The organism is Amycolatopsis sp. lyj-108, assembly GCF_046549005.1.
Taxonomy (GTDB): domain Bacteria; phylum Actinomycetota; class Actinomycetes; order Mycobacteriales; family Pseudonocardiaceae; genus Amycolatopsis.
The window spans coordinates 112814-133705 of sequence record NZ_JAJPWQ010000010.1 but is presented as its reverse complement, the minus strand read 5'-3'; the positions used below and the strand labels follow the sequence as shown (position 1 = coordinate 133705).

The 20892-nt window shown below is 68.2% G+C and carries 23 protein-coding genes; 14 read left to right on the top strand and 9 right to left on the bottom strand.

What is annotated here, in order from left to right:
- Positions 1-216 precede the first annotated feature (216 nt).
- A complete protein-coding gene (locus ACLJO0_RS31295; protein ID WP_125792413.1) occupies positions 217-1644 on the top strand; it encodes a short-chain fatty acyl-CoA regulator family protein in 1428 nt (475 codons plus the stop codon).
- A 71-nt stretch (positions 1645-1715) separates the two neighbouring features.
- Here the strand turns inward: ACLJO0_RS31295 and ilvA are convergent, their stop codons facing one another.
- Positions 1716-2972 (bottom strand): threonine ammonia-lyase IlvA, encoded by a 1257-nt coding sequence (gene ilvA / locus ACLJO0_RS31290; RefSeq protein WP_125792412.1) that lies wholly within the window; start codon positions 2970-2972, stop codon positions 1716-1718.
- Positions 2973-3064: 92 nt separating this feature from the next.
- On the opposite strand from ilvA, the gene ACLJO0_RS31285 reads away from it, so the two are divergent.
- Positions 3065-3631 carry an NADAR family protein gene (locus tag ACLJO0_RS31285; RefSeq protein ID WP_125792933.1) on the top strand — a complete coding sequence of 189 codons (567 nt, stop codon included), beginning with the start codon at positions 3065-3067 and terminating at the stop codon, positions 3629-3631.
- 123 nt (positions 3632-3754) lie between these two features.
- Here ACLJO0_RS31285 and ACLJO0_RS31280 read toward each other — a convergent pair whose 3' ends face one another.
- Positions 3755-4513, bottom strand: coding sequence for an acyltransferase (locus ACLJO0_RS31280; protein ID WP_378373345.1), 759 nt, complete (start codon positions 4511-4513; stop codon positions 3755-3757).
- Positions 4514-4566: 53 nt separating this feature from the next.
- On the opposite strand from ACLJO0_RS31280, the gene ACLJO0_RS31275 reads away from it, so the two are divergent.
- Together ACLJO0_RS31275 and ACLJO0_RS31270 are read left to right on the top strand one after the other, a co-directional pair.
- Entirely contained in the window at positions 4567-5526 is a 960-nt protein-coding gene (locus tag ACLJO0_RS31275; RefSeq protein WP_410582395.1) for a nucleoside hydrolase, read from the top strand.
- On the top strand, positions 5526-6653 hold the full coding sequence (locus ACLJO0_RS31270) for an NlpC/P60 family protein (RefSeq protein ID WP_410582393.1): 1128 nt from the start codon (positions 5526-5528) through the stop codon (positions 6651-6653). Before ACLJO0_RS31275 ends, ACLJO0_RS31270 begins: the two co-directional genes overlap by 1 nt.
- Here ACLJO0_RS31270 and ACLJO0_RS31265 read toward each other — a convergent pair.
- Complete coding sequence (locus tag ACLJO0_RS31265) at positions 6623-7567, bottom strand: TetR/AcrR family transcriptional regulator C-terminal domain-containing protein (RefSeq protein WP_410582392.1); 945 nt, start codon at positions 7565-7567, stop codon at positions 6623-6625. The genes ACLJO0_RS31270 and ACLJO0_RS31265 overlap by 31 nt on opposite strands.
- 104 nt (positions 7568-7671) lie before the next feature.
- Between ACLJO0_RS31265 and ACLJO0_RS31260 the strand changes: the two genes are divergently transcribed.
- The gene (locus ACLJO0_RS31260) at positions 7672-8892 is read left to right on the top strand and encodes an FAD-dependent monooxygenase (protein ID WP_410582390.1); all 1221 of its coding nucleotides are present in this window, start codon (positions 7672-7674) and stop codon (positions 8890-8892) included.
- A gap of 9 nt (positions 8893-8901) precedes the next feature.
- Here ACLJO0_RS31260 and ACLJO0_RS31255 read toward each other — a convergent pair whose 3' ends face one another.
- Positions 8902-10038: an FAD-dependent oxidoreductase gene (locus tag ACLJO0_RS31255; RefSeq protein ID WP_410582389.1), complete on the bottom strand. Its 1137-nt coding sequence runs from the start codon at positions 10036-10038 to the stop codon at positions 8902-8904.
- A gap of 129 nt (positions 10039-10167) precedes the next feature.
- On the opposite strand from ACLJO0_RS31255, the gene ACLJO0_RS31250 reads away from it, so the two are divergent.
- Positions 10168-10611: a MarR family winged helix-turn-helix transcriptional regulator gene (locus ACLJO0_RS31250; RefSeq protein WP_410582387.1), complete on the top strand. Its 444-nt coding sequence runs from the start codon at positions 10168-10170 to the stop codon at positions 10609-10611.
- Position 10612: 1 nt separating this feature from the next.
- Here the strand turns inward: ACLJO0_RS31250 and ACLJO0_RS31245 are convergent, their stop codons facing one another.
- Positions 10613-11041 carry a hypothetical protein gene (locus ACLJO0_RS31245; RefSeq protein ID WP_410582386.1) on the bottom strand — a complete coding sequence of 143 codons (429 nt, stop codon included), beginning with the start codon at positions 11039-11041 and terminating at the stop codon, positions 10613-10615.
- A 134-nt stretch (positions 11042-11175) separates the two neighbouring features.
- Between ACLJO0_RS31245 and ACLJO0_RS31240 the strand changes: the two genes are divergently transcribed.
- From ACLJO0_RS31240 to ACLJO0_RS31230, 3 genes are read left to right on the top strand one after another with little or no spacing between them, the layout of a single operon-like run.
- Positions 11176-11637 (top strand): nuclear transport factor 2 family protein, encoded by a 462-nt coding sequence (locus ACLJO0_RS31240; RefSeq protein ID WP_410582385.1) that lies wholly within the window; start codon positions 11176-11178, stop codon positions 11635-11637.
- Positions 11615-12271: a transcriptional repressor LexA gene (lexA, locus tag ACLJO0_RS31235; protein ID WP_410582383.1), complete on the top strand. Its 657-nt coding sequence runs from the start codon at positions 11615-11617 to the stop codon at positions 12269-12271. Before ACLJO0_RS31240 ends, lexA begins: the two co-directional genes overlap by 23 nt.
- Before the next feature lie 37 nt (positions 12272-12308).
- Entirely contained in the window at positions 12309-12650 is a 342-nt protein-coding gene (locus ACLJO0_RS31230; protein ID WP_410582382.1) for a VOC family protein, read from the top strand.
- 2 nt (positions 12651-12652) lie between these two features.
- On the opposite strand, the gene ACLJO0_RS31225 is transcribed toward ACLJO0_RS31230, so the two are convergent.
- Positions 12653-13000 (bottom strand): DoxX family protein, encoded by a 348-nt coding sequence (locus ACLJO0_RS31225; protein ID WP_125792403.1) that lies wholly within the window; start codon positions 12998-13000, stop codon positions 12653-12655.
- A gap of 173 nt (positions 13001-13173) precedes the next feature.
- Between ACLJO0_RS31225 and ACLJO0_RS31220 the strand changes: the two genes are divergently transcribed.
- The 4 genes from ACLJO0_RS31220 to ACLJO0_RS31205 are packed head-to-tail and all read left to right on the top strand — an operon-like array spanning position 13174 to position 16236.
- The gene (locus ACLJO0_RS31220; protein ID WP_410582381.1) at positions 13174-13782 is read left to right on the top strand and encodes a TetR/AcrR family transcriptional regulator; all 609 of its coding nucleotides are present in this window, start codon (positions 13174-13176) and stop codon (positions 13780-13782) included.
- A gap of 1 nt (position 13783) precedes the next feature.
- The gene (locus ACLJO0_RS31215) at positions 13784-14440 is read left to right on the top strand and encodes an enoyl-CoA hydratase-related protein (protein ID WP_410582379.1); all 657 of its coding nucleotides are present in this window, start codon (positions 13784-13786) and stop codon (positions 14438-14440) included.
- Between the two features lie 18 nt (positions 14441-14458).
- Positions 14459-15436 carry a sigma-70 family RNA polymerase sigma factor gene (locus tag ACLJO0_RS31210; protein WP_410582378.1) on the top strand — a complete coding sequence of 326 codons (978 nt, stop codon included), beginning with the start codon at positions 14459-14461 and terminating at the stop codon, positions 15434-15436.
- Positions 15437-15456: 20 nt separating this feature from the next.
- A complete protein-coding gene (locus ACLJO0_RS31205) occupies positions 15457-16236 on the top strand; it encodes an alpha/beta hydrolase (protein WP_410582377.1) in 780 nt (259 codons plus the stop codon).
- A gap of 5 nt (positions 16237-16241) precedes the next feature.
- On the opposite strand, the gene ACLJO0_RS31200 is transcribed toward ACLJO0_RS31205, so the two are convergent.
- Positions 16242-17228 carry an acyl-CoA desaturase gene (locus ACLJO0_RS31200; protein ID WP_410582376.1) on the bottom strand — a complete coding sequence of 329 codons (987 nt, stop codon included), beginning with the start codon at positions 17226-17228 and terminating at the stop codon, positions 16242-16244.
- A 459-nt stretch (positions 17229-17687) separates the two neighbouring features.
- A complete protein-coding gene (locus tag ACLJO0_RS31195; protein WP_410582375.1) occupies positions 17688-18539 on the bottom strand; it encodes a nitroreductase/quinone reductase family protein in 852 nt (283 codons plus the stop codon).
- 565 nt (positions 18540-19104) lie between these two features.
- On the opposite strand from ACLJO0_RS31195, the gene ACLJO0_RS31190 reads away from it, so the two are divergent.
- Positions 19105-20361 carry a DUF222 domain-containing protein gene (locus tag ACLJO0_RS31190; protein WP_410582373.1) on the top strand — a complete coding sequence of 419 codons (1257 nt, stop codon included), beginning with the start codon at positions 19105-19107 and terminating at the stop codon, positions 20359-20361.
- Between the two features lie 210 nt (positions 20362-20571).
- Here ACLJO0_RS31190 and ACLJO0_RS31185 read toward each other — a convergent pair whose 3' ends face one another.
- Positions 20572-20877 carry a hypothetical protein gene (locus ACLJO0_RS31185; RefSeq protein WP_410582371.1) on the bottom strand — a complete coding sequence of 102 codons (306 nt, stop codon included), beginning with the start codon at positions 20875-20877 and terminating at the stop codon, positions 20572-20574.
- Positions 20878-20892: the final 15 nt, after the last annotated feature.

Sequence of the window (20892 nt, the reverse complement as noted above, 5' to 3'; positions counted from 1 at the left end):
GTGTTGCGAAGTTTGCGAGTGATCGCCTTTCCTGACCTGACCCTGACATGACAGGGGAAATCCGATCCAGGCCTCCAATTTGCCAATTTCTGCGAAGCTTCCGTAGCATCTTGCAAAGATTGCGAATCGCAGGTTCGCAAGTACCGGCAAAATCCACGGGCTTGACCGTTCACTGAATCGTTCAGGCCCGGAAACCTTGCGGACAGAGAGGCCTCAGTGGACAAAACCTTCGCCGGAGCGAAGCTGCGGCATCTGCGCGAAAGCCGGTCGATGAGCCAGGCCGACCTCGCTCGTGTGCTGGAGATCTCACCCAGTTATCTCAACCAGATCGAACACAACTCGCGTCCGCTGACCGTCCCGGTGCTCCTTCGCATCACGCAAGCGTTCGGAGTGGACACCGAGTTCTTCGCGAACAACGACACCGCGCGGCTCGTCGCGGACGTGAAGGAAGCCCTGCTCGACGAGGTCCTCGGCGTCGACGTCACCACCAGTGAGCTGAACGACCTCGCCACGAACCTGCCGACGATCGCCCAGGCCCTGGTCAAACTGCATCGCAGCTATCGCAACTCGGTCGAGAACACCGCCGTGCTGACCACGGAAAACGGGCTGGGCATGCACGGCAGCGCGGCAGGCTCGTTGCCGCACGAAGAGGTCCGTGACTTCTTCTACGAGCGGGAGAACTACGTCGCCGAGCTGGACGAACGCGCCGAACGGATGGCCCACGACATCCCCCTGCAGCGTGGCCAGGTGCTCGCGGCGCTGAAGGAGACCCTGACCCAGCGCTACGGCGTCGACGTCACGAACGAAGGCATCGACGAGTCCAACGGCGAACAGCACCGGTACGAACCCGGGCCGCGCGTGCTGCGGCTGGCGCCGAGCCTGCGTGTCGGGCAACAGGCGTTCCGGATGGCTTCGCAGATCGCGCTGCTGGAATACGACGACCTGATCACCGAACTCGCCGACTCGTGGGCGTTCTCCGGCCCCGCCGCGCGTTCGCTGGCCAGGGTCGGGCTCGCGAACTACTTCGCGGGCGCGCTGATCCTCCCCTATGGACCGTTCCTGGCATGCGCGGAACGGTTCCGCTACGACATCGAGCGGCTCTGCGACCACTTCGGCGTCGGCTTCGAGACGGTCTGCCACCGGCTCTCGACGTTGCAGCGCCCCAAGAACCGCGGCGTGCCGTTCTCGTTCGTCCGGGTCGACCGGGCGGGGAACATGTCGAAACGCCAGTCCGCGGCCGGTTTCCACTTCTCCCGCGTCGGCGGCGCGTGTCCACTGTGGAACATCTACGAGGCGTTCACCCAGCCCGGCAAGATCCTCACCCAGATCGCCACCCTGCCCGACGGCAAGAGCTACTTCTGGGTCGCGCGGACGGTGTCACGCAACATCGGCGGCTACGGCAGCCCCGGCAAGACGTTCACCGTCGGCCTCGGCTGCGAACTGCGGCACGCGAAACGGCTCATCTATTCGACCGGGCTCGATCTCGACGACCGCGCCGCGGCCACCCCGATCGGCATGGGGTGCAAAGTCTGCGAACGACCGGCCTGCTCGCAGCGCGCGTTCCCCACGATCGGCAAACAGCTGACCGTGGACGAGAACACCAGCACCTTCGTGCCGTACCCGGCGGTGCCGAAGGCGCCTTAAGCCCCACCCCGCGATTCGTCACCTACTTGCGAGGTCCGGACGTCGCAAGTAGGTGACGAATTGCGGGGGCGTCACACCAGGAAGTGGAAGAGCGGGCTGCCCGGCTCCACCCGCTCCACCTGCAGCGGGCTCACGTCCATCCGGTGCAGCAGACCCTCCAGGTCGCCGGCGCGCGCGAGTTCGACGCCGATCAGCGCCGGACCGGTCTCGCGGCTGTTGCGCTTCACGTACTCGAACCGCGTGATGTCGTCGTCCGGCCCGAGGACCTCGTCGAGGAACCGCCGCAGCGCGCCGGGCTCCTGCGGGAACCCCACCAGAAAGTAGTGCTTCAGTCCTTCGTGGACCAGCGACCGTTCGAGCACTTCGCCGTAGCGGCTGACGTCGTTGTTGCCGCCGGAGACGACGCACACCACGATCTGCCCGGGGTCGATCTTCACCGTCGTGCCCAGCGCCGCGGTCGCGAGCGCGCCCGCGGGTTCGGCGATCACGCCGTCGGACTGGTACATCGCGAGCATTTCCGTGCAGATCGCGCCCTCGGCGACTTCGGTGAGTTCGACGCCGCCGTCGCGGACCAGCGGATACGTCACCGATCCGGCCAGCGCGACCGCCGCGCCGTCGACGAAGGTGTCGACGGTTTCGAGCCGCACCGGCTCACCGGCGGCCAGCGCGGCCGCCATGCAGGTCGCCCCCGCCGGTTCGACACCGACGATCCGCATCTCCGGTGCCCGTTCCGCGGCCCACGCCGCGATCCCGGCGAGCAGGCCGCCACCGCCGACCGGCACCACCATGACGTCCGGGATGAACCCGAGCTGCGCGACGACCTCCATCGCGACCGTGCCCTGCCCGGCGACCGTCTCCGGGGCGTCGAACGCGGGGACCAGCGTCGCGCCGGTGGTCTCCGCGTCGTGCTTCGCGGCACTGAAGGCGTCTTCGTAGGTCTCGCCGACCACGATGACCTCGATATGCGAGCCACCCAGCGTCGCGATCCGCTCGCGCTTCTGCCGGGGAGTCGTGCCGGGAACGTAGACCCGGCCGTTCGCGCCGAGGCGGCGGCACGCGTACGCGACCCCCTGCGCGTGGTTGCCCGCGCTCGCGCAGACGACGCCGCGTTCCCGGTGCTCCGCGTCGAGCTGGACGATGAAGTTGTAGGCGCCGCGGATCTTGTACGAGCGCACGGTCTGGAGGTCTTCGCGTTTGAGCCAGACCCGGGCGTCGACCCTGGCCGAAAGCCGTTCGTTCGGTTCGAGTGGCGTCCGGGTCACCACCCCGGCCAATCGCTTGGCGGCCTCTTCGACCGTTCGGGCGCTCACCGTTTCGATCCGTTGCACGAATGCTGAATGTACTGACCGCCTCCGGTCACCACGGAGAGTGGTCCGATCCAGTTCACCGGTTGTCGGTGGTCTGTGGTCCACTGGTCGCCATGGTGAGCAAGGTCGACGGAGTCCGGAGTCTCGATGCGTTGCGCGAGCTGGTCCACAGCGGCGCGGAGCCCGAGTACCAGCTCTTCTACGGCCACACCCCGCTCAAGAGCGGCCGGATCAACGCGGCCTGCCTGAGCCAGTGGTGGCACGCGCCGTTCGTCGCGGGCGGCGAGCAGTACCCGACGGCCGAGCACTACATGATGGCGAGCAAGGCGGAACTGTTCGGTGACCACGAGGCCGCGGTGGCCATCCGTCAGGCGCCGGACCCGAAGACCGCCAAGATCCTCGGCCGCGAGGTCTCCGGTTTCGACGCCGAACTGTGGGAGCGGCACCGCTTCGACATCGTCATCGACGGCAACCTGGAGAAGTTCCGCCAGCACGCCGAGGAGCGCGAGTTCCTGCTGGCCACGGGCGACAAGGTGATCGTCGAGGCGTCGAGGATGGACCTGGTCTGGGGCAGCGGCGTCGCCCGCGACGACAAGAACGCCACGCGCCCCGACTACTGGCGCGGGCAGAACCTGCTGGGCTTCGCGCTCATGGAGGTCCGGGAGCAGCTGCGCGGCTAGTTCCGCGTAACTCGCGTGATCAGAGACCGCACTCGCGTGATCAGAGGCGTAACTCACGTGTCACGCCTCTGATCACGCGAGTTACGGCTTCCATCACGCGAGTTACGGCTTCCATCACACGAGTTACGAGTCGACGCCCAGGGTTTTCTGGAGTGCCTTGTTCGCCTTGCGCGCCATGTCCGCGACAGCCTCGCGGCGGGCGGCGTCGGCGGCGTAGTCGTCCTGCCGGTTCCGCACCACGCGAGCCGGCGAGCCGACGGCGATCGAGTAGTCCGGGATCTCGCCCCGCACCACGGCGTGCGCGCCGAGGACGCAACCGCGGCCGACCCGCGTGCCCTTGAGCACGGAGACCTTGGTGCCGATCCAGGTGTCCGGCCCGATCCGCACCGGCGACTTCACGATGCCCTGATCCTTGATCGGGACGGTGATGTCGGTGGTGACGTGGTCGAAGTCGCAGATGTACACCCAGTCCGCGACGAGGGTGGCCGCGCCGAGTTCGATGTCGAGGTAGCCGTTGAGGACGTTCTGCCGTCCGAACACCGCCTTGTCGCCGATGCGCAGCGAACCCTCGTGGCAGCGGATCGCGTTGCCGTCGCCGATGTGCACCCAGCGGCCGATCTCCAGCCGCCCGTAGCCGGGGCGGCAATGGATCTCGACGTCCTTGCCGAGGAACACCATTCCCCGCAGGATGATGTGCGGGTTCGCGACGCGGAACTTCAGCAGCCGCCAGTATCGGACCAGGTACCAAGGCGTGTACGCGCGGTTTCGCAGCACCCAGCGCAGCGAATCCTTGGTCAGGAACTTCGCCTGACGCGGATCACGGCGGGCCTGGCCCCAAGCGCGGAGCCGCGACAGCGCGGGCGCACCCCACATGGACGTCATACCGGTGACCGTAACCTGTGATCAGGCTGTCGACCGCAAAGGGGAGCACGCGCATGGGCACCAAGCTGATCATCGACACCGACCCGGGGGTCGACGACGCGTTCGCGCTGGCGCTGGCCACACAGTGCGAGGACGTCGAACTGCTCGGCGTCACCACGGTGTTCGGCAACGTGCCACTGAGCCACACCACCGCCAACGCACGCCGCCTGCTGCAGCTCTTCGGCCGCGACGACGTCCCGGTCGCGGCCGGCGCCGCGCGGCCGCTGGTGTACGACAACGCCAAACCCGCCGGGTTCGTCCACGGCCAGGACGGCCTTTCCGGCCACGCCGGGACACTGCCGGAGGCGAAGCGCCCGCTCGACGAACGCGGTGCCGTCCGCCTGCTGGTGGATCTGCTGGAGGCCGCCGACGAGCCGGTGACCATCGCCCCGATCGGCCCGCTCACGAATATCGCGCTGCTGCTGGCGGCCCATCCGGACATCCGCGAGAAGATCGGCCGGATCGTCATCATGGGCGGCGGGGTGACCAAGGGGAACTCCACCACCGCGGCGGAGTTCAACATCTGGAGCGACCCCGAGGCCGCGCGCCGGGTGCTGGTCGACGAGGACATCCCGACGGTGCTGGTCCCGCTGGACATCACGCATCAGTGCTCGGTCGACACGACGTGGCTCGGCAAGCTCGCCGCCTCCGGCCCGCTCGGTGCGGCGCTCGAAGCGCTGACACCCACCTACGTCGAGCACTACACCCCGATCCTCGGTTTCCCCGGGATGGTCATGCACGACGCGGTCGCGGTGGCCGAGGCGATCCGGCCCGGCATCCTCGACGTCGAGTCCTACCCCGTGGACGTCGAGTGCGGCTTCGGCCCCGCGCGCGGCGCGACTCTCGTAGACCGGCGAAGGCTGCGAAGCACCGATCCGCAGGCCGTGCCGGGCCGCACCATCGACGTCGCGCTGACCACCGATGTCGACGCCTTCCGCGAGTTCGTCCTGAGCCGCATCGTCGGAGGGCTCTGATGGAGCAGCAGACTTCCCGCCGCCGCAGACTTCCGGTGATCGTCGCCGCCGTCGTCGTCGCGGGTGCCGCCTTGGTCGCCGCCATCACCTTCGCCCCCAAGGACGAGCCGAAACCGGAAGCCGCCGCCGTCCAGTCCTCGGCCCCGCCCGCGCCTCCCGCCTCGTCGTCCGCCCCCGCGGAGATGCCCAAGGAGCAGCCGAAGGTGCCGCAGCAGATGGGGCAGGAGTTCGATGCCTGGGTGTCGAAGACCAGCGGCTGGCTCGACATCCCGCTGCGAGCGATGACCGGCTATGCGAAGTCCACCGTGGCGCTGAGCAAGGAAACGCCGGGCTGCCGCCTTTCCTGGGTGACGCTGGCCGCGCTCGGGAAGATCGCCTCCGACCACGGCCGCACCACCGGTTCGAGCCTGAACGCCGACGGCGTGATGACCGCACCGCTCGGCGCGGTCGAGGTCCGCGACTTCTACAACAAGGTCGTCTCGTCCGCGAACGCCAGCGGCCCGCTGCAGCTGACACCGTCGGTGTGGAACCAGTTCCAGGCCTCGGCCACCGGCGGGAAACCGAATCCGCAGAACATCGACGACGCGACGCTCACCGCCGGACGCGCCCTGTGCGCGGGCGGGCGCGACCTCGGCCAGGGCCAGACGTGGTGGAACGCGGTGAGCACGTTGCAGCCCGCGCCGCTGCTGATGCACCGCACGCTCGCGACCGTGAACGTCTACGGCACGGTCGGCCAGAGCCCGCAGCCGCCGAACGCGGCGGCGCTGAGCGCGGTCAACTTCGCCATCGACAAGATCGGGCTGCCCTACGTCTGGGGCGGCAACGGCACCGGCGGCGGCGACCCCGGCTTCGACTGCTCCGGCCTGACGACGGCCGCTTACGCCAGCGCCGGCGTCAAGCTCATGCGCACCGCCCACACGCAGTACCACAGCGTGGACAAGGTGACCGATCCCCAGCTGGGCGACCTGATCTTCTACGGCGAGCCGAACACGAAGATCCACCACGTCGGGCTGTACATCGGGAACCGGCAGATGATCGACGCCCCGCAGACCGGGCAGGCGGTGCAGGTGCACACCTACCGGAAGCAGGGCGACGACTACGCCGGGGCGGGCCGCCCGACGGCCTGACCGCGCGCTAGCCGCCGCTCGACCCCGTCGAGCAACAACCGCAGGCCGTATTCGAACATCGTGTCCATGTCCTGCTCGAATTCCTGTGTCACCACGTATTCCATGGTCGGGTACCGGCCGGTGGCGACGACTTCCCGGAACTCCGCCACCTGGGTGTCCATCCATTCGTCGCTGGTCATGCCGGTGTCCTGCCGCGCCCGCGCCTCCGACTGGAGGGACAGGGCCAGGCCGCGGATGTGGCTGAAGAGGTTCAGGTGGATGTACATCATGTCGTCCATGCCCAGCCCCAGACCGCGCAACGCGGTCAGCACCCATTCGGCGTAGAACATCAGGTTCGGGGTGATGGCCCGGGGCCTGGTCATGGACAGCACCTCGGCCACCCAGGGATGACGGCGGCAGATCGTCCACAGTAGACGGGACGAGAACTCCAGTCGTTCGCGCCAGTGCGCCGGAGGCCGGGCGTGCGCGGTCTTCTCGGCGGTCACCAGGTCCACCATGTACAGCATCAGATCGTCCTTGCCGGACACGTGGCGGTACAGCGACATGGTCGCCACGCCGAGGTCGGTGGCCACCCGGCGCATCGACACCGCGGCCATGCCTTCCGCGTCGGCGATCGCTATCGCCGTGCGGACGATCCGGTCCCGGTCCAGCTCCTGACGGCGGGAAGACGTCGGGGTGTACGCGCGATCCCGTGACCGCACGACCGTTCCCGAGCCCGGTTTGGTGTCCACCAGGCCTTCGTCTCGCAGGACGGCGATCACCTTGCTGGCGGTGGCCATCGCGACTCCCCACTCCCGGGTGATCTGCCGCGTCGGCGGGATCCGATCGCCCGGGCGCAGCCGTCCGCTCGTGATGTTGTCGCGGATCTCCGCTGCGATCTTCCGGTAGGGCGCCCCGTTGTCCACACTGTCCACCAAGCCTCCTAGTGTACTAGTGCGCTCAAGCCACTACGTTCGTCATGAGCAGCAGTGCACTAGAACAAATATACAGCGTACCGAACCGGCTGTACGTTGCCGTCATGCGTACTGTTCTGATCTCCGGCGCGAGCATCGCCGGACTTTCCCTGGCGTACTGGCTACGCCGCCACGGCTTCCAGCCCACCTTGGTCGAACGCTCCCCCGCCCTGCGCTCCGGCGGGCAGGCGATCGACATCCGCGGCGCGGCCCGCGACGCGGTGGAGCGGATGGGCATCATGGACGCCGTCAAGGCCCATCACACCGGCACGCACGGAATCGCCTGGCTCGACGAGCAAGGGAAACGCGTGGCGGCCATGGGCGGTGACGACTTCGGCGATTCGGGCGGGATCGTCGCCGAGATCGAAATCCTGCGCGGCGACCTCGTGCGGATCCTGCACGAGGCGGCGGGCACGGACCTGGAAATCCTGTACGACACCGTGATCACCGAGATCGCCGAGAGTGCCGAAGGCGTCAAGGTCACCTTCGACAACGCGCCACCGCGCTCCTTCGACCTCGTGGTCGGCGCGGACGGGCTGCGTTCCGGCGTGCGTGCGCTGACCTTCGGGCAGGACAAGGAATTCGTCCAGGACCTCGGCTACTACACCTCGTACTTCCCCGCCCGCACCGAACTCGACCTGGACGGCTGGGAGGTGATGTACAACCTGCCCGCGGGCAACGGCGTCGACGGCCGGGTCGCGTTGCTGTACCCGCTGGGGAACACCGGGGAGGTCCGGGCGCTGCTCGGGTTCGTCTCACCGGAGCTGGCCTATGACCGGCGGGATGTGCAAGCCCAGAAGAAGTTGCTGGCCGACGTGTTCGCCGGGGCGGGCTGGGAGCTCCCCGCGCTGCTCGATCAGCTGCGGCAGACCGACGACCTGTACTTCGCGAGGGTCGGGGAGGTCCGGGTCGACCACTGGTACCGCGGCCGCACCGTACTGCTCGGCGACTCGGCCTTCGGCGGCTCACTCGGGATGGGCACGAGCATGGCGCTGGTCGGCGCGTACGTGCTCGCGGGTGAGCTCGCCGAGGCCGAGGGCGACCACCGTCTCGCGTTTCCCCGATATGACAGCGAAATGCGCGAGTACGTGGCGACGAACATGAAGCGGCCGCCCGGTGGCGCCGGCGGTTTCGCCCCGCGCACCCGCCGCGGGATCCGCATGCGAAACCGGTTCATGCGAATGCTTCCGCACCTGCCCGGCGGCGGAAAGATGCTGGGCGGGATTCAGAAAGCGGCCAACTCCATCACCCTCAAGCCGTACGCGGGGGCGCGATCGCCCGAGTGAGCGGCCCGCTCAGGCCTTCCGCTGCTCGATCCCGAACAGGTCGAGCAGCCGCTCGGGGATGTCCTCACCGAAGACGCTTTCGAGCAGGAAATCCTCCTCGATGGGCGTTTCACTGCGCACGAACATGGCCTGTTCGTACTCGGCGAGTGCGGTCTCGACGTCGTCCGGACGTGCGGCGAGGGCCTTGCCGAGTTCGGCGCCGTCGAGCATCGCCAGGTTGGCGCCCTCGCCGTTCGCCAGCGCGAGATGCGCGGCGTCGCCGAGCAGGGTCACGCCCGGAACGCGGGCCCACCGCAGCCCGGACGGCAAGGCGTAGGCAGGACGATGGATCGGCGCGACGTCGCTTTCGGTGATCAGCGCGGTGAGCTCCGGCGACCAGCCGCCGAACTCCGCCGCGATCCGCGCCTTGGCCGCTTCGGCGTCGCTGAAGTCGATGTCGTCGAACCACTCCAGCGGCTTCGTGAGCTCCACATAGCCGTGCAAGGTGTCGCCGCTTTCGCGGTGGCCGTGGATGCTCATCCCCGGCGTGGGCCCGATCCCGAACATCGATCCGCCGCCGACCGTCTTCGCCGCGGCGGGATGCCGGGTGAGCGCGTCGTACAGGTAGGTCTCGACGATCGACGTGCCGCTGTAGTCCGGGCCGGCGCCGGTGAGCAGCGGCCGGACCCGTGACCACGCGCCGTCCGCGCCGACCAGGAGACCGGTGACGACGGTGGCGCCGCCTTCGAACGTCACCTCGTGGCGGCCGTCGTCGAGGGTACGGACGGCGACGACCTTGTGTCCCCAGTGGACGGTGCCGTCGGGGAGCGAGCCGAGCAGCATCCGCCGCAGGTCCCCGCGCTGTGCCTCGGGGCGGCCGCCCGTGCCGTCGTCGGCCCGCTCGAGCAGGACCGACCCGTCCGAGTCGAGGACCCGCATCGCCTGGCGGCCCTCCAGGACGATGCCGCGGAACTCGTCCATCAGCCCGGCCGCCTCGATGGCGAGCTGGCCGTTGTAGTCGTGGATGTCGAGCATCCCGCCCTGCGTCCGCGCCGACGGCGAGGCCTCGGCCTCGTACACCGCGGACGGGATGCCGTGGACGTGCAGGACCCTGGCCAGGGTGAGCCCGCCGAGTCCGGCGCCGATGATCGTGACAGGTGTGTACATGGTGACCCTTCGGTTCGCTTCTGGAATGACATTCCAGAGAGTGCCGGGGGCGCCTGACAGGCGGCGCACACGACACTGGCACCCGCCTGGCAGGCACTGTCAGCCGAAAGGTCGTGTCATGATGCTGACATGAGCCGAGGCGAGACGGTCGGGCCACTGGACCTGGCGGTGGGGTACATGCTGAAACGAGCGGCGACGGCGCTCCGGATGGCGATGGACACCGCTTTGCGCCCGCTCGACCTCACCGTGCCGCAGTACTCCTGCCTCGAAGTGCTCTCGCAGCGACCGGGGCTGTCGAACGCGGAACTGGCCAGGGCGGTGTTCGTCACACGGCAGTCGATGAACCTGGTGCTACGCGGCCTGCAGGACCGCGGCCTGGTCACCCGTCCGGCGACGGCGCCGCAGGGCCGCGCCCTGCCCAGCACCCTCACTCCCGCCGGAAAGGCCCAGCTCCGCGCTGCCAGCGGCGTCGTGCGCGCGGTGCAGGATCGGATGCTCGAACCGTTTTCGACGGCCGAGCAGGAGCGGCTGTTGCGTGATCTCGCCGCCTGCGCCGACGCGCTCGCCGAGTGACTCAGGACCTCGTGCTCACCAGGGTTTCCGGTTTGAACGCGAACACGTCGACGCCTTGGACGAGCACATGCCAGTCACCGCACACCTTGTCCGTCTTGCTTTCCTGCCCTTGCGGCCACCAGTTCGCGGCGAGGGTGGCCGCCTGCGTCGCGGCCGGACCCGGCACGCAAACGGCGGGGAGTGTCCCGCCGGTGAACCGCAGGAGCCGCTCCGAACCCGTCGTCCGGATGACCTCGGTGACCGCCGCCGCCCCGTCCGGCACCCACTCCGGCAGCCGGGCGTCCGTGTCGCGCTTGCCTTCCGCACCGGTCGCGTAGCCGACCGTTTTGACGTGCCCGTTCGCCTTTTCGGTCAAGCCTTCCTTGAGACCGCAACCGGTGAGGGCGACCGTGGCCGTCGCGGCGGCGAGAACCGCCGCGGTGATCTTCATGTTCATACGATCGAGTCAACCTCGCGGAACCGCGCACGGGATCGGACTTTCGGTCCGGCCGGGCCGCCATCCGGCCGATCTCGACGACGGATAACCGCCAGCGCCCGGACCCGCCGCGCACCACAGTGGTCGTCGTGACATCGACAACGGACGCCCTGTCCGTACTCAAAGGCATGTACGCGGCGGAAGCCGGCTACTTCGCGGCGGGCGGTCCCGGCAAGGCGACCTTCGCACAGCTCGCCCCGTTCTTCTCCCCCGACGTGGTGCTGCACCAGGCGGATGCCCTGCCCTACGGCGGAATCTGGCGCGGTCACAAAGGCCTGGAACGGTTCTTCGCCGCCATGAGCGACACCTGGGCGATCTTCGACATGGTGGAGCAGAGCTTCCTGAGCGAGACCAGCCCACTGGTCGTCCTGACCCAGGTGCACGTCCGCGCGAGGACCACCGGACGCGAGCTGGATTTCCCGATCCTGCAGACGATCACCGTCGAGGACGGGCGCATCACCGAGGTGCGGCCGTTCTACTGGGACACCGCGGCGATCGCGGCGGCCTGCACGAACTACCATTCCGCTGATGACCGCCTACCACGATCTTGAGCTGTTCGAGGAAGCCGCTTCCCTGCCGGAGCGCCAGCAGAAGATCCTGCTGACCATCCGCGAATGGGTGGTGGAGCACGGGTACTCGCCGAGCACTCGCGAGATCGGTGAAGCGGTCGGGCTGCGTTCGACGTCCTCGGTGTCGAAGCATCTGGCGGCCTTGGAGGAGAAGGGTTTCCTTCGCCGCAGCGGCTCGATCTCCCGCCCCATGGACGTCCGCGCGTTCCTGCACGGCACCACGTCGCGGGAATCCACAGAGGACTCGGTGCCGGTCCCCGTCGTCGGTGACATCGCCGCGGGAACGCCGATCTCGGCCGTCGAGCACGTCGACGACGTGATGACCCTTCCGCGTGAACTCACCGGCCGGGGCAACGTCTTCGGCCTGCGGGTGCGCGGTGACTCGATGATCGACGCGGCGATCTGCGACGGCGACATCGTCGTGGTGAAGCAGCAGCAGGAAGCGCACTCCGGCCAGATCGTCGCCGCGATGATCGACGAGGAGGCCACGGTCAAGGTGTACCGCCACCGTGACGGCCACGTGTACCTCGAACCGCGCAACCCCGCCTACGACGTCATCGACGGGGACCGCGCGACCGTGCTGGGCGTCGTGGTTTCCGTGCTGCGCAGCGTCTGAGCGATTCCTGTCGGTGGTCCGGAGTAGGTTCCGGACCATGTATGAAATCGACTTCGTCGAGTTCCCGTCCGGCTCGGCCGCGGACTCGAGCCGGTTCTTCGAAAAGGCCTTCGGGTGGACGGCGACGGCGTACGGCCCGACGTATTCCGACGTCCAGAGTGGCGGTGTGGTCTCGTTCGGTTTCCAGCAGGACACCGGGCAGCAGACGGTCGCGCCGCTGGTGACGATCCGCACCGAAGACCTCGAGCGGGCAAGGGATTCCGTCGAGGCCGCGGGCGGAGTCGTCACGGTCGAGCCGTTCTCGTTCCCCGGCGGGCGCCGGTTCCACTTCCGCGAGCCCGGCGGCGCCGAACTCGCGGTGTGGACCCCGGATTCCTGACTTCAGGCGGCGAATCCCAGCACCAAGGAGGCGGCGACGGGCGCCAGGTACATCAGCGGGAACGCGACGTGCGACGGCCAGTGCGCGCGCAGCACGGTGATCACGGCACCGGTGAAGTAGAGCACCAGTCCGATCCCGGCCGCGACGCCGAGCGCGGGCACCCACAGGCCGGCGATCAGGCCGAGGGCGCCCGCGGCCTTGGCGACGCCGAGCGGCGTCCACCAACCGCGGGGAACGCCGTAGTCGGCCAGCGGCTGAACGACCCACTTGGCGCGAAAGAAGATCGAGGCTGCCGAGAAGGCGGCCATGAACGCTCCGACGACGGTGACGATGACATAGGCGGTGGTCATTTCGGTTTCTCCTCGGCTTCTCGGTGATTCGACCGGTTGACCCCGGCCGCCGGGCCGATGTGACGACTTCGCGGTGAAGACGTTCGTGAACCAGGTCACAGCCCACATCCGGCACATAGTGGAGCAGCTGCTCTCTTATTGTTTTAGAGCACGTGCTCTGTTACCGTCGCCCCATGCCCCGCCCCCGTGTGCACGACTTGGGAAGGCTGCTCGACGCGGCCGAACGCCTCGTCGTCGAGACGGGCGCCCACGGCGTCACCGTCCGGTCCCTCGCGGCCGCCGCGGGCGTGTCCAACGGGACGATTTACCACGCTTTCGGCTCGCTCGGCGCCTTGCTGGCCCACGTCTGGCTCCGCGCGGCCGGCGAGTTCCTCGACCTCCAGACCGCTCTCGCGGACGAGGCGGAAGATCCGGTCGCGGCGGTCGTGGCCGCAGCGGGCACCCCTGCCGCGTTCGCCGACCGCCGGCCGGAGGCGGCCCGCCTGCTCATCACCGTCAAGAAGGAACAGGTCCTCGGCCCGCAGGTCCCCGAAAACCTCGCCGCCGACTTCCTTGCCCTCGACAAACGCCTGATCGCATTCCTGGTCAGGCTGGCCCTCCGGCTCTGGGACCGGCGCGACGCGCAGGCCGTCGAAGTGCTGACGACCTGCGTGGTCGACCTGCCGACGGCCCTGTTCCGCCGCGCGTTCACCGCGGGCGAACCGATCTCAGAAGACTCCCGGGCCCGGCTTGCCGCCGCGGTCCGCGCCATACTCCTGCTCCCACCCCCACGGAAGGACTGACATGCCCACGCTGCGTCAAGACGCCCCGGTGTTCCTGCTGGACCTCGGAGACGACGAGAACCGTTTCTCGCCGTCCTGGCTGGAAACCGTCCATTCCCAGCTCGACACCGTCGTCGCCTATCCGGATCCGGCGGTGCTGGTCACCGTGGGGTCGGGCAAGTTCTACTCGAACGGCCTCGACCTCGAATGGCTCACCGGCAACCCCACCCAGGCGGCGCAGTACGTCGCCGACGTCCACGAACTGCTGGCCCGCGTGCTCACCCTCGGCGTGCACACGGTCGCCGCGATCAACGGGCACGCCTTCGGCGCCGGGGCCATGCTCGCGATGGCACACGACTTCCGGGTGATGCGCGCCGACCGCGGGTACTTCTGCTTCCCCGAAGCGGATATCAACATCCCGTTCACGCCGGGGATGGCGGCGTTGATCCAGGGCAAGCTCACCCCCGCCGCCGCGATCGCGTCGATGACCACGGGACGGCGGTTCGGCGGCACGGACGCGCGCGACCTGGGTCTCGTGGACGCCGTCGCCGAGAAACCCGCGCTGCTGGAGTACGCGACGGACCTCGTCCGCCCGCTGGCCGGGAAGGACCGCGGCACGCTGTCCGCGATCAAGACGACGATGTTCACCCCTGCCGTCACCGCGCTTCGCGCCAAGTAAAGGGCACAATCGTCGACTGTGAGCGAAGACGTCCTGCGCACCGATGAGGCGGAGTTCAACCGCGTGGTGGAGCCGCTGCGCCGCGAACTGCACGCCCACTGCTATCGCATGCTCGGCTCGACCCACGACGCCGACGACGCGTTGCAGGACGCGCTTCTACGGGCTTGGCGGGGGTTGGCACGCTTCGAGGGGCGCAGCTCGATGCGGACCTGGCTCTACACCGTCGCCACCCGCACCTGCCTCGACGTCGCGGCCGCGCGCGGGAAGCGCGCCCTGCCGATGGACCTCGGCCCGTCGAGCGAGCGAGTGGTGCTCGGAGAGGCCCCGGTGACCGAAGTGGCGTGGCTCGGCCCGTACCCCGGCGGGAGCAGGCCGGACGTCCGGTACGAGCAACGCGAGGCCGTCGAGCTGGCGTTCGTCGCCGCGCTGCAGCATCTGCCGGGCAACCAGCGGGCCGCCCTGCTGCTCTTCGACGTCCTCGGCTTCTCCGCCGCCGAAATCGCGTCCACAATGGACACTTCGGTGGCGGCGGTGACCAGCGCGCTGCAACGCGCGCGGGCGATCGTCGCCGAGAAGGTCCCGCCGTCCGACCGGCAGCAGACGCTGCGGAAGCTCGATGATCCCCGGGTCCGTGAGATCGCCGCGGGCTTCGCCTCCGCGCTGGACCGCGGCGACGCCGACGCGCTCGTGGCGTTGCTGACCGAGGACGTCACCTGGTCCATGCCGCCGTTCGCGCACTGGTACCGCGGCATCGAGGCCGTGTCCCGCTTCGCCGTCGAGGTCCCGATCGGCCGGTGCCCGAGCTGGCGCACCGAGGTCGTCACCGCCAACGGGCAGCCGGCCGTCGCCTGCTACCTCGGCGAAGCGGCCGACGCCGTCCACCATGGCTGGTCGATCAACGTGCTGTCTTTCCGCGGCGATCGGATCCGCGAGATCACCTCGTTCATCGACGCGGACCTGTTCGCGAAATTCGACCTACCCCCGACGAAGCCCTGAGTACCGCACGGGGAAAGGCGTTGATCGCACTGGCGGTGGCCGTCACCATCGTCGGTGTGGTCTTCGGTGGCGCGTTCGCCTTCCAGCGCAAGCTGATCTACCTCCCCGAGGCAGGTCCGCCGCCGGGCGCCGCGGGCGTCCTGCCCGGCGGCAGGGACGTCACGCTCACGACATCGGACGGGCTGAGCCTCGCGAGCTGGTACTTCCCGGTCGCCGGCGCGAAGGCGGCCGTGCTGATCGCACCGGGCAACGCCGGGAACCGGGCGTACCGCGCGCCGATGGCCCGCGCGCTGACCGCACGCGGGCTCTCGGTGCTGCTACTGGAGTATCGCGGCTACGGAGGCAATCCCGGCGAGCCGTCCGAGGACGGGCTCAAGCTGGACGTCCGCGCCGCACAGGACTTCCTGGTCCGCGAGGCCGGAGTGCCGCTGGTCTACTTCGGCGAGAGCCTGGGCTCCGCGGTCGTCACCGAACTGGCCGTCGAACGCCCGCCGTCCGCGCTCGTGTTGCGCTCGCCGTTCGTCGACCTCGCGTCGGTCGGACAGCTGCACTATCCGTTCCTGCCGGTCCGGTGGCTGTTGCGGGACGAGTTTCCGACCAGGGACAACGTCGCGCGCGTGAAGGCGCCGGTGACCGTCGTCTTCGGCGCCGTGGACTCGATCGTCCCGGCACAGCAGAGCCGTGACGTGGCACGGGCCGCCGGCGCCAGGACGGTCGAAGTCCCCGGCGCCGATCACAACGATCCGGCGTTGTCCGACGGGCCGGAGCTGATCGACGCCATCGCGAGCGCTATCCGCTGACGGGCTCAGACCCGCTTCGCGGTCCGGCGCAGTGACAGGGAGTGGCCGGGGTTGAGCTTGCGGCCGAGTCGATCGGCCTTCGGCCAGCGGACTTCCGTCGCCCAGCCCGCCTTCTCGAACAGCCAGATCAGCCGCGCCGAGATGTCGAGCTGACCTCGGCGGACACCGTGCCGGGCGCCGGTGGGGTCGGCGTGGTGGGAGTTGTGCCAGGACTCGCCCATGGACGCGATGGCGAGCGGCCAGAAGTTCGCGGATTTGTCGCGGACGGCGAACGGGCGGTCACCGATCATGTGACACAGCGAGTTCACCGACCAGGTGACGTGGTGCAGCAGCGCCACGCGGACCAGGCTCGCCCAGAAGAACGCGGTGACCGCGCCCCACCACGACATCGTGATCACGCCGCCGAGGACGGCGGGCGCGAGCAGCGTCACGACGGTGAGTAGCGGGAACAGGCGATCGATCCGGGCGATGTCACGGTCGGCGAGCAGATCGGGGGCGAACCGCTGCGCGTTGGTCTTCTCGCGGTCGAACAGCCAGCCCATATGGGCGTGCCAGAAGCCGCGGGCCAGCGCGGCAGGGGTGCTGCCGAACCGCCACGGGGAGTGCGGGTCGCCCTCACGGTCGGCGAAGGCGTGATGGCGCCTGTGGTCGGCCACCCAGCCGATGACCGGGCCCTGCATCGCCATGCTGCCGGCGACCGCGAGGGCGATCCGCAGGCCGCGGTTGGCCTTGAAGGCGCCGTGGGTGAAGTAACGGTGGAAACCGATGGTCACGCCGAGGCCGGTGAGGAAGTAGAACCCGGCGGCCAGGCCGAGGTCCACCCAGCCGAGCCCCCAGCCCCACGCGAACGGGACGGAAGCGGCCAGTGCCAGCAGCGGCACCACCGCGAACAGCTTGACGAGAAAGTTTTCGGTGTTGGTCTGCTCCCCGGACAACAGGGGCTGTGGCGCCTGCCGCTCTGCGCTGTCCGGGTGGTTGAGAACTGAAGTCATATCGTCACTTCTTGTCGAGTGCCAGGACTAGTACCGGCTGTGTCAGCCGGTGTCACGGCGCGACGCAAGAGAAGACGACGCCCGCGACGAATTCTGCGCGAGCGTGCTTGGACAACACGACACCCAAAACGTTGGTCTACTCCGTCAACGAACGGCGTCGGCCGAAGGTTCCGGTGTGGGATAAGAAGGTTCGCGAAAAAGATCCATGTATCGCTCCCCTTGAGGGGTCGCGGGGTCCTGTCGCTCGACCTCGGAGTCGAGCGGGTGGCTGAACAGCGCACTGTCCGTGCTGTGAGTTTTGACTGTGAAACCTTTCGGAGGGACCGCTGGTTCGCGGTCTTCGGCGAGGCCGGGGGCGAATTCCACCCGCCTCGTGCCGGATCGGCGTCGCGCTGTGAAGGCGCCGCCACCTACTACGATACACGCCCCGGGGTCGAAACCCCAGGGCGTCCGCACCGATCAGCCGGGCGCCGTCACGTTGAGTGCCGTCACGACCGTTCGCTCTTCGTGAGCGAAGTGCGCTTCGAGCTTCCCCGCGAGCTCGTCGAAGTCGTCGCGCAGGCGAACGGGGTCACTCTCACCGTGGACGTAGCCCTCCACGAGCTCGCGGATCCGCTTCTGCAACGTCGCGACGACGGCGTGGTCTTCCCCGAGCTTCGTCAACGTCGGCGCGAGCGCGGGAAACCGTTGGGCCAGCATGGGAAACGCTCCCATGTCCTCGCCGGTATGATGCTTGGTCAGCGCCTCGCAGAATGAAACACAATGCGCCCGCAAGGATTCCTCCATGGTGAGCGACTCGGCGCGGCCCGCCACGAGGTCGTCCACCCTGGCGCGCAGCGTCTTGAGTTCCTCCCGCAGCCAGTCGTGGACCTCCACCAGGAAGTCCCCCATCCCCCGCACCCGGTCGTCGATCCGGTGCAAGATCACGACCGGCAGCTCGCGCGACGTTTTCGCCTGATACTCGGCGAATCCCGGCTCCTCGGCGACAACCCGCGCGAACAACGCGTCACGTTCCGCCGCCGGCGGAACGGCCGCGATCGCCTCGTAGGTCTCGACACCCGTCTCGATCGTGACCCGATGGTCGCGACGGATGTTGTGGTACCACGCCGGATGGTCCGGAGATCCCATGTTGGAAGCGACGACGACGGTCTTGCCGTCGATTTCGAGGTACCCCAACGGATTCGTCCGCCGCTTACCACTCTTGGCGCCCGTGGTGGTGAGCAGGATCAGCTTCCACCCCTCGAACATGCCGCCGAGCTTTCCCTTGTCACGCCTGAATTCCTCGATCACCTGGTCGTTGAAGCCGGTCAATGCGGTCCTTTCCCGTCGATGTGTCGACAGGAGGCGCGGAACCAGCACCGGAAAAGAGCACACGAGCCTTGGCACGCCCGGGTTTCGAGCGCACCGCATGGAGGCGTCATCCCACTGCGCGGGGATGACTGAATGCGAGAGACGGTGTGTGCCGATCTCTGGTGGCTGAGTAGCCGCTACCTCCATGCGTAGGCCCATACGGGGCTCGGAGACGACGTTAGCACAGGGTCCCACTGTCGTGCACCGGCCTTGTTCACCTTCGCGCCCTTCGCACCTTTAATGCGCTTCGCTGCTTTCTCCGCACGTGCATTTCGGATTCTTTCCCGCTAGGCCGTTCCGGCTCGCACGCCTGACGGGGCACAACCTGACCGTGGACGGAGGCGTGTCGGCTCGTCCGACATGGTGATCGGGGACGCCACTATTCCCGCTTTCTCCGAAGCGCTACTTAAGCGCCTTCGCGTTCTTAAGCCGCTTCACTGCTTTCTCTGCACGCGCATTTCGGATTCTTTTCGAGCTAGGCCATTAGGGCTCGCACGCCTGTTCGATCAGGTGTACTGTGGGGGTCGTGGCCAGCAACGACGCAACCCCGGCGACACCCACCGAGTGGTGGCGCGTCGACACCGCGACGCTGCACGCCCGCAAACAAGAACTCGAAATCCAGAAGCGTCAGATAGACGCGGAACAGAACGCGATCCTCGCGGAAATCAATTCCCGCGGGGTACGCGGCTGTTCGGGCCATTCGACACTAGCGGCGCTGATCTTCGAGGACTTCCACGTGACGGACAAGGAAGCCAGTGCCCGCGCCGACCGCGTCCTCGCCCTCCATCCCGGCCCGTGCATCGGTGGAGACCCCGAACCACCCCTAGCACCATTGACGGCCGCAGCCGCCGCGGAGGGCGCGATCGGCGGTTCGCAGATCGACGCGATCATCCGCACCCTCGCCCGCATCCCCTCCACTGTGCCCGACGAAGATGTACGAGCCGGGGAGAAGATCCTGGTCGACCTTGCTCGTCATGCGGGGCCGCGGCAGATCGCCTGCGCCGGGCGGCGCTTGCTGGACGAACTCGACCCCGACGGCAAGGAACCCCGCAACGACGACCCCACAGACACCCGTCCGGAGATGCGGTTCGTCAAACACCGTGACGGCACCCTCGGCTTGAAAGCCACCCTCGACCTGGAAACCTACGCCCGGTTGAAGTCGGATCTGGATCCGATGGCCAAGCCGCACAAGGCCATCGACGGCGTCCGGGATTCCCGTACTCAGGATGAACGCTACGGGGATGCCTTCACCGACTACGTCCGCTTGAAGACCACTAGCCGCAACCTTCCCGGCCAGGCAGGCGAGGCGACCCACATTTTGGTCACCATGTCGTATGAGGACCTCATGCGGGATCTCGGCGAAGCCCACCTCGACCTCGTCGGACCGATCAGCGCCACCGACGCCCGCATCCTCGCCTGCGACGCCCGCGTCCGACCCGGCGTCCTCGGCACCGCAGGCGAACCCTTGGACATCGGCCGCTCCAAACGCACCGTCTCCCTCGCCCAGAAGTATGCGTTGACCCTTCGCGATGGCGGCTGCGCGTTCCCGGGCTGCGACATGCCCGTGCCCCGCTGTACCGCCCATCACATCGTCTTCTGGCGTCACCACGGTGAAACGAAGATCGACAATCTAGTGCTCCTGTGCACCAAGCACCACCGGCTCATCCACCACAGTGAATGGAAAGCCCACATCGCCCAAGACGGACTACCCGAATTCACCGCCCCCACCTACCTCGACCCCACCGGAACACCACGGCGAAACACCATGCACCTCAGGATCTAGGCCGACCACTCAACCCACCCAGCCCTGGGACATAAGGAAAGCCCGCAGACACCGCGACGCTTCCGATATGGCGGCCCAACCCTGCGCCCACGGTGACCCAAAACCACAGTGCTCCCAATGTGGCATTGGGGACATCCAACCCCGCCGGATACCGGTTACCGCAACGGAAGCGCGTGCACCCCATGAGCTGGCAGGCCGGAAGCACCTACTTCAAGGCGAGTCACTGCTCGTCGACCAGCTCGCGAACGCAGCACCTATTTCGCGGCCGGCCCCGAGCACTTCGGGGATGGGCGTGGGCAACTGGGACGCGATGCGGGGCAGCCATTCCTGCTCCAGCAGCACGTCTTTCGCGCCGCCCGCGGTCAGAGGCAGCCGTACGACCATGTCGTCGCCCAGCCGGAACATGGCGTTGACCGTGCCGCCGGACGGCCACCGTGCGATCGGCTGCCCGTCCCATCGAGGGAACTGTGCCGCGATCAGCTTCCGTACGAGGTTCTCGTCGACCACGACAGACATCCAACCACCGCCGGG

Coding starts and splice junctions, on each gene's coding strand:
- ACLJO0_RS31230 (WP_410582382.1), top strand. CDS start 12,309: ATGTATGAAATCGACTTCGTCGAGTTCCCGTCCGGCTCGGCCGCGGAC.
- lexA (WP_410582383.1), top strand. CDS start 11,615: ATGACCGCCTACCACGATCTTGAGCTGTTCGAGGAAGCCGCTTCCCTG.
- ACLJO0_RS31285 (WP_125792933.1), top strand. CDS start 3,065: ATGGTGAGCAAGGTCGACGGAGTCCGGAGTCTCGATGCGTTGCGCGAG.
- ACLJO0_RS31280 (WP_378373345.1), bottom strand. CDS start 4,513: ATGACGTCCATGTGGGGTGCGCCCGCGCTGTCGCGGCTCCGCGCTTGG.
- ACLJO0_RS31185 (WP_410582371.1), bottom strand. CDS start 20,877: ATGTCTGTCGTGGTCGACGAGAACCTCGTACGGAAGCTGATCGCGGCA.
- ACLJO0_RS31275 (WP_410582395.1), top strand. CDS start 4,567: ATGGGCACCAAGCTGATCATCGACACCGACCCGGGGGTCGACGACGCG.
- ACLJO0_RS31245 (WP_410582386.1), bottom strand. CDS start 11,041: ATGAAGATCACCGCGGCGGTTCTCGCCGCCGCGACGGCCACGGTCGCC.
- ACLJO0_RS31220 (WP_410582381.1), top strand. CDS start 13,174: ATGCCCCGCCCCCGTGTGCACGACTTGGGAAGGCTGCTCGACGCGGCC.
- ACLJO0_RS31215 (WP_410582379.1), top strand. CDS start 13,784: ATGCCCACGCTGCGTCAAGACGCCCCGGTGTTCCTGCTGGACCTCGGA.
- ACLJO0_RS31270 (WP_410582393.1), top strand. CDS start 5,526: ATGGAGCAGCAGACTTCCCGCCGCCGCAGACTTCCGGTGATCGTCGCC.
- ACLJO0_RS31250 (WP_410582387.1), top strand. CDS start 10,168: ATGAGCCGAGGCGAGACGGTCGGGCCACTGGACCTGGCGGTGGGGTAC.
- ACLJO0_RS31255 (WP_410582389.1), bottom strand. CDS start 10,038: ATGTACACACCTGTCACGATCATCGGCGCCGGACTCGGCGGGCTCACC.
- ACLJO0_RS31260 (WP_410582390.1), top strand. CDS start 7,672: ATGCGTACTGTTCTGATCTCCGGCGCGAGCATCGCCGGACTTTCCCTG.
- ACLJO0_RS31200 (WP_410582376.1), bottom strand. CDS start 17,228: ATGACTTCAGTTCTCAACCACCCGGACAGCGCAGAGCGGCAGGCGCCA.
- ACLJO0_RS31225 (WP_125792403.1), bottom strand. CDS start 13,000: ATGACCACCGCCTATGTCATCGTCACCGTCGTCGGAGCGTTCATGGCC.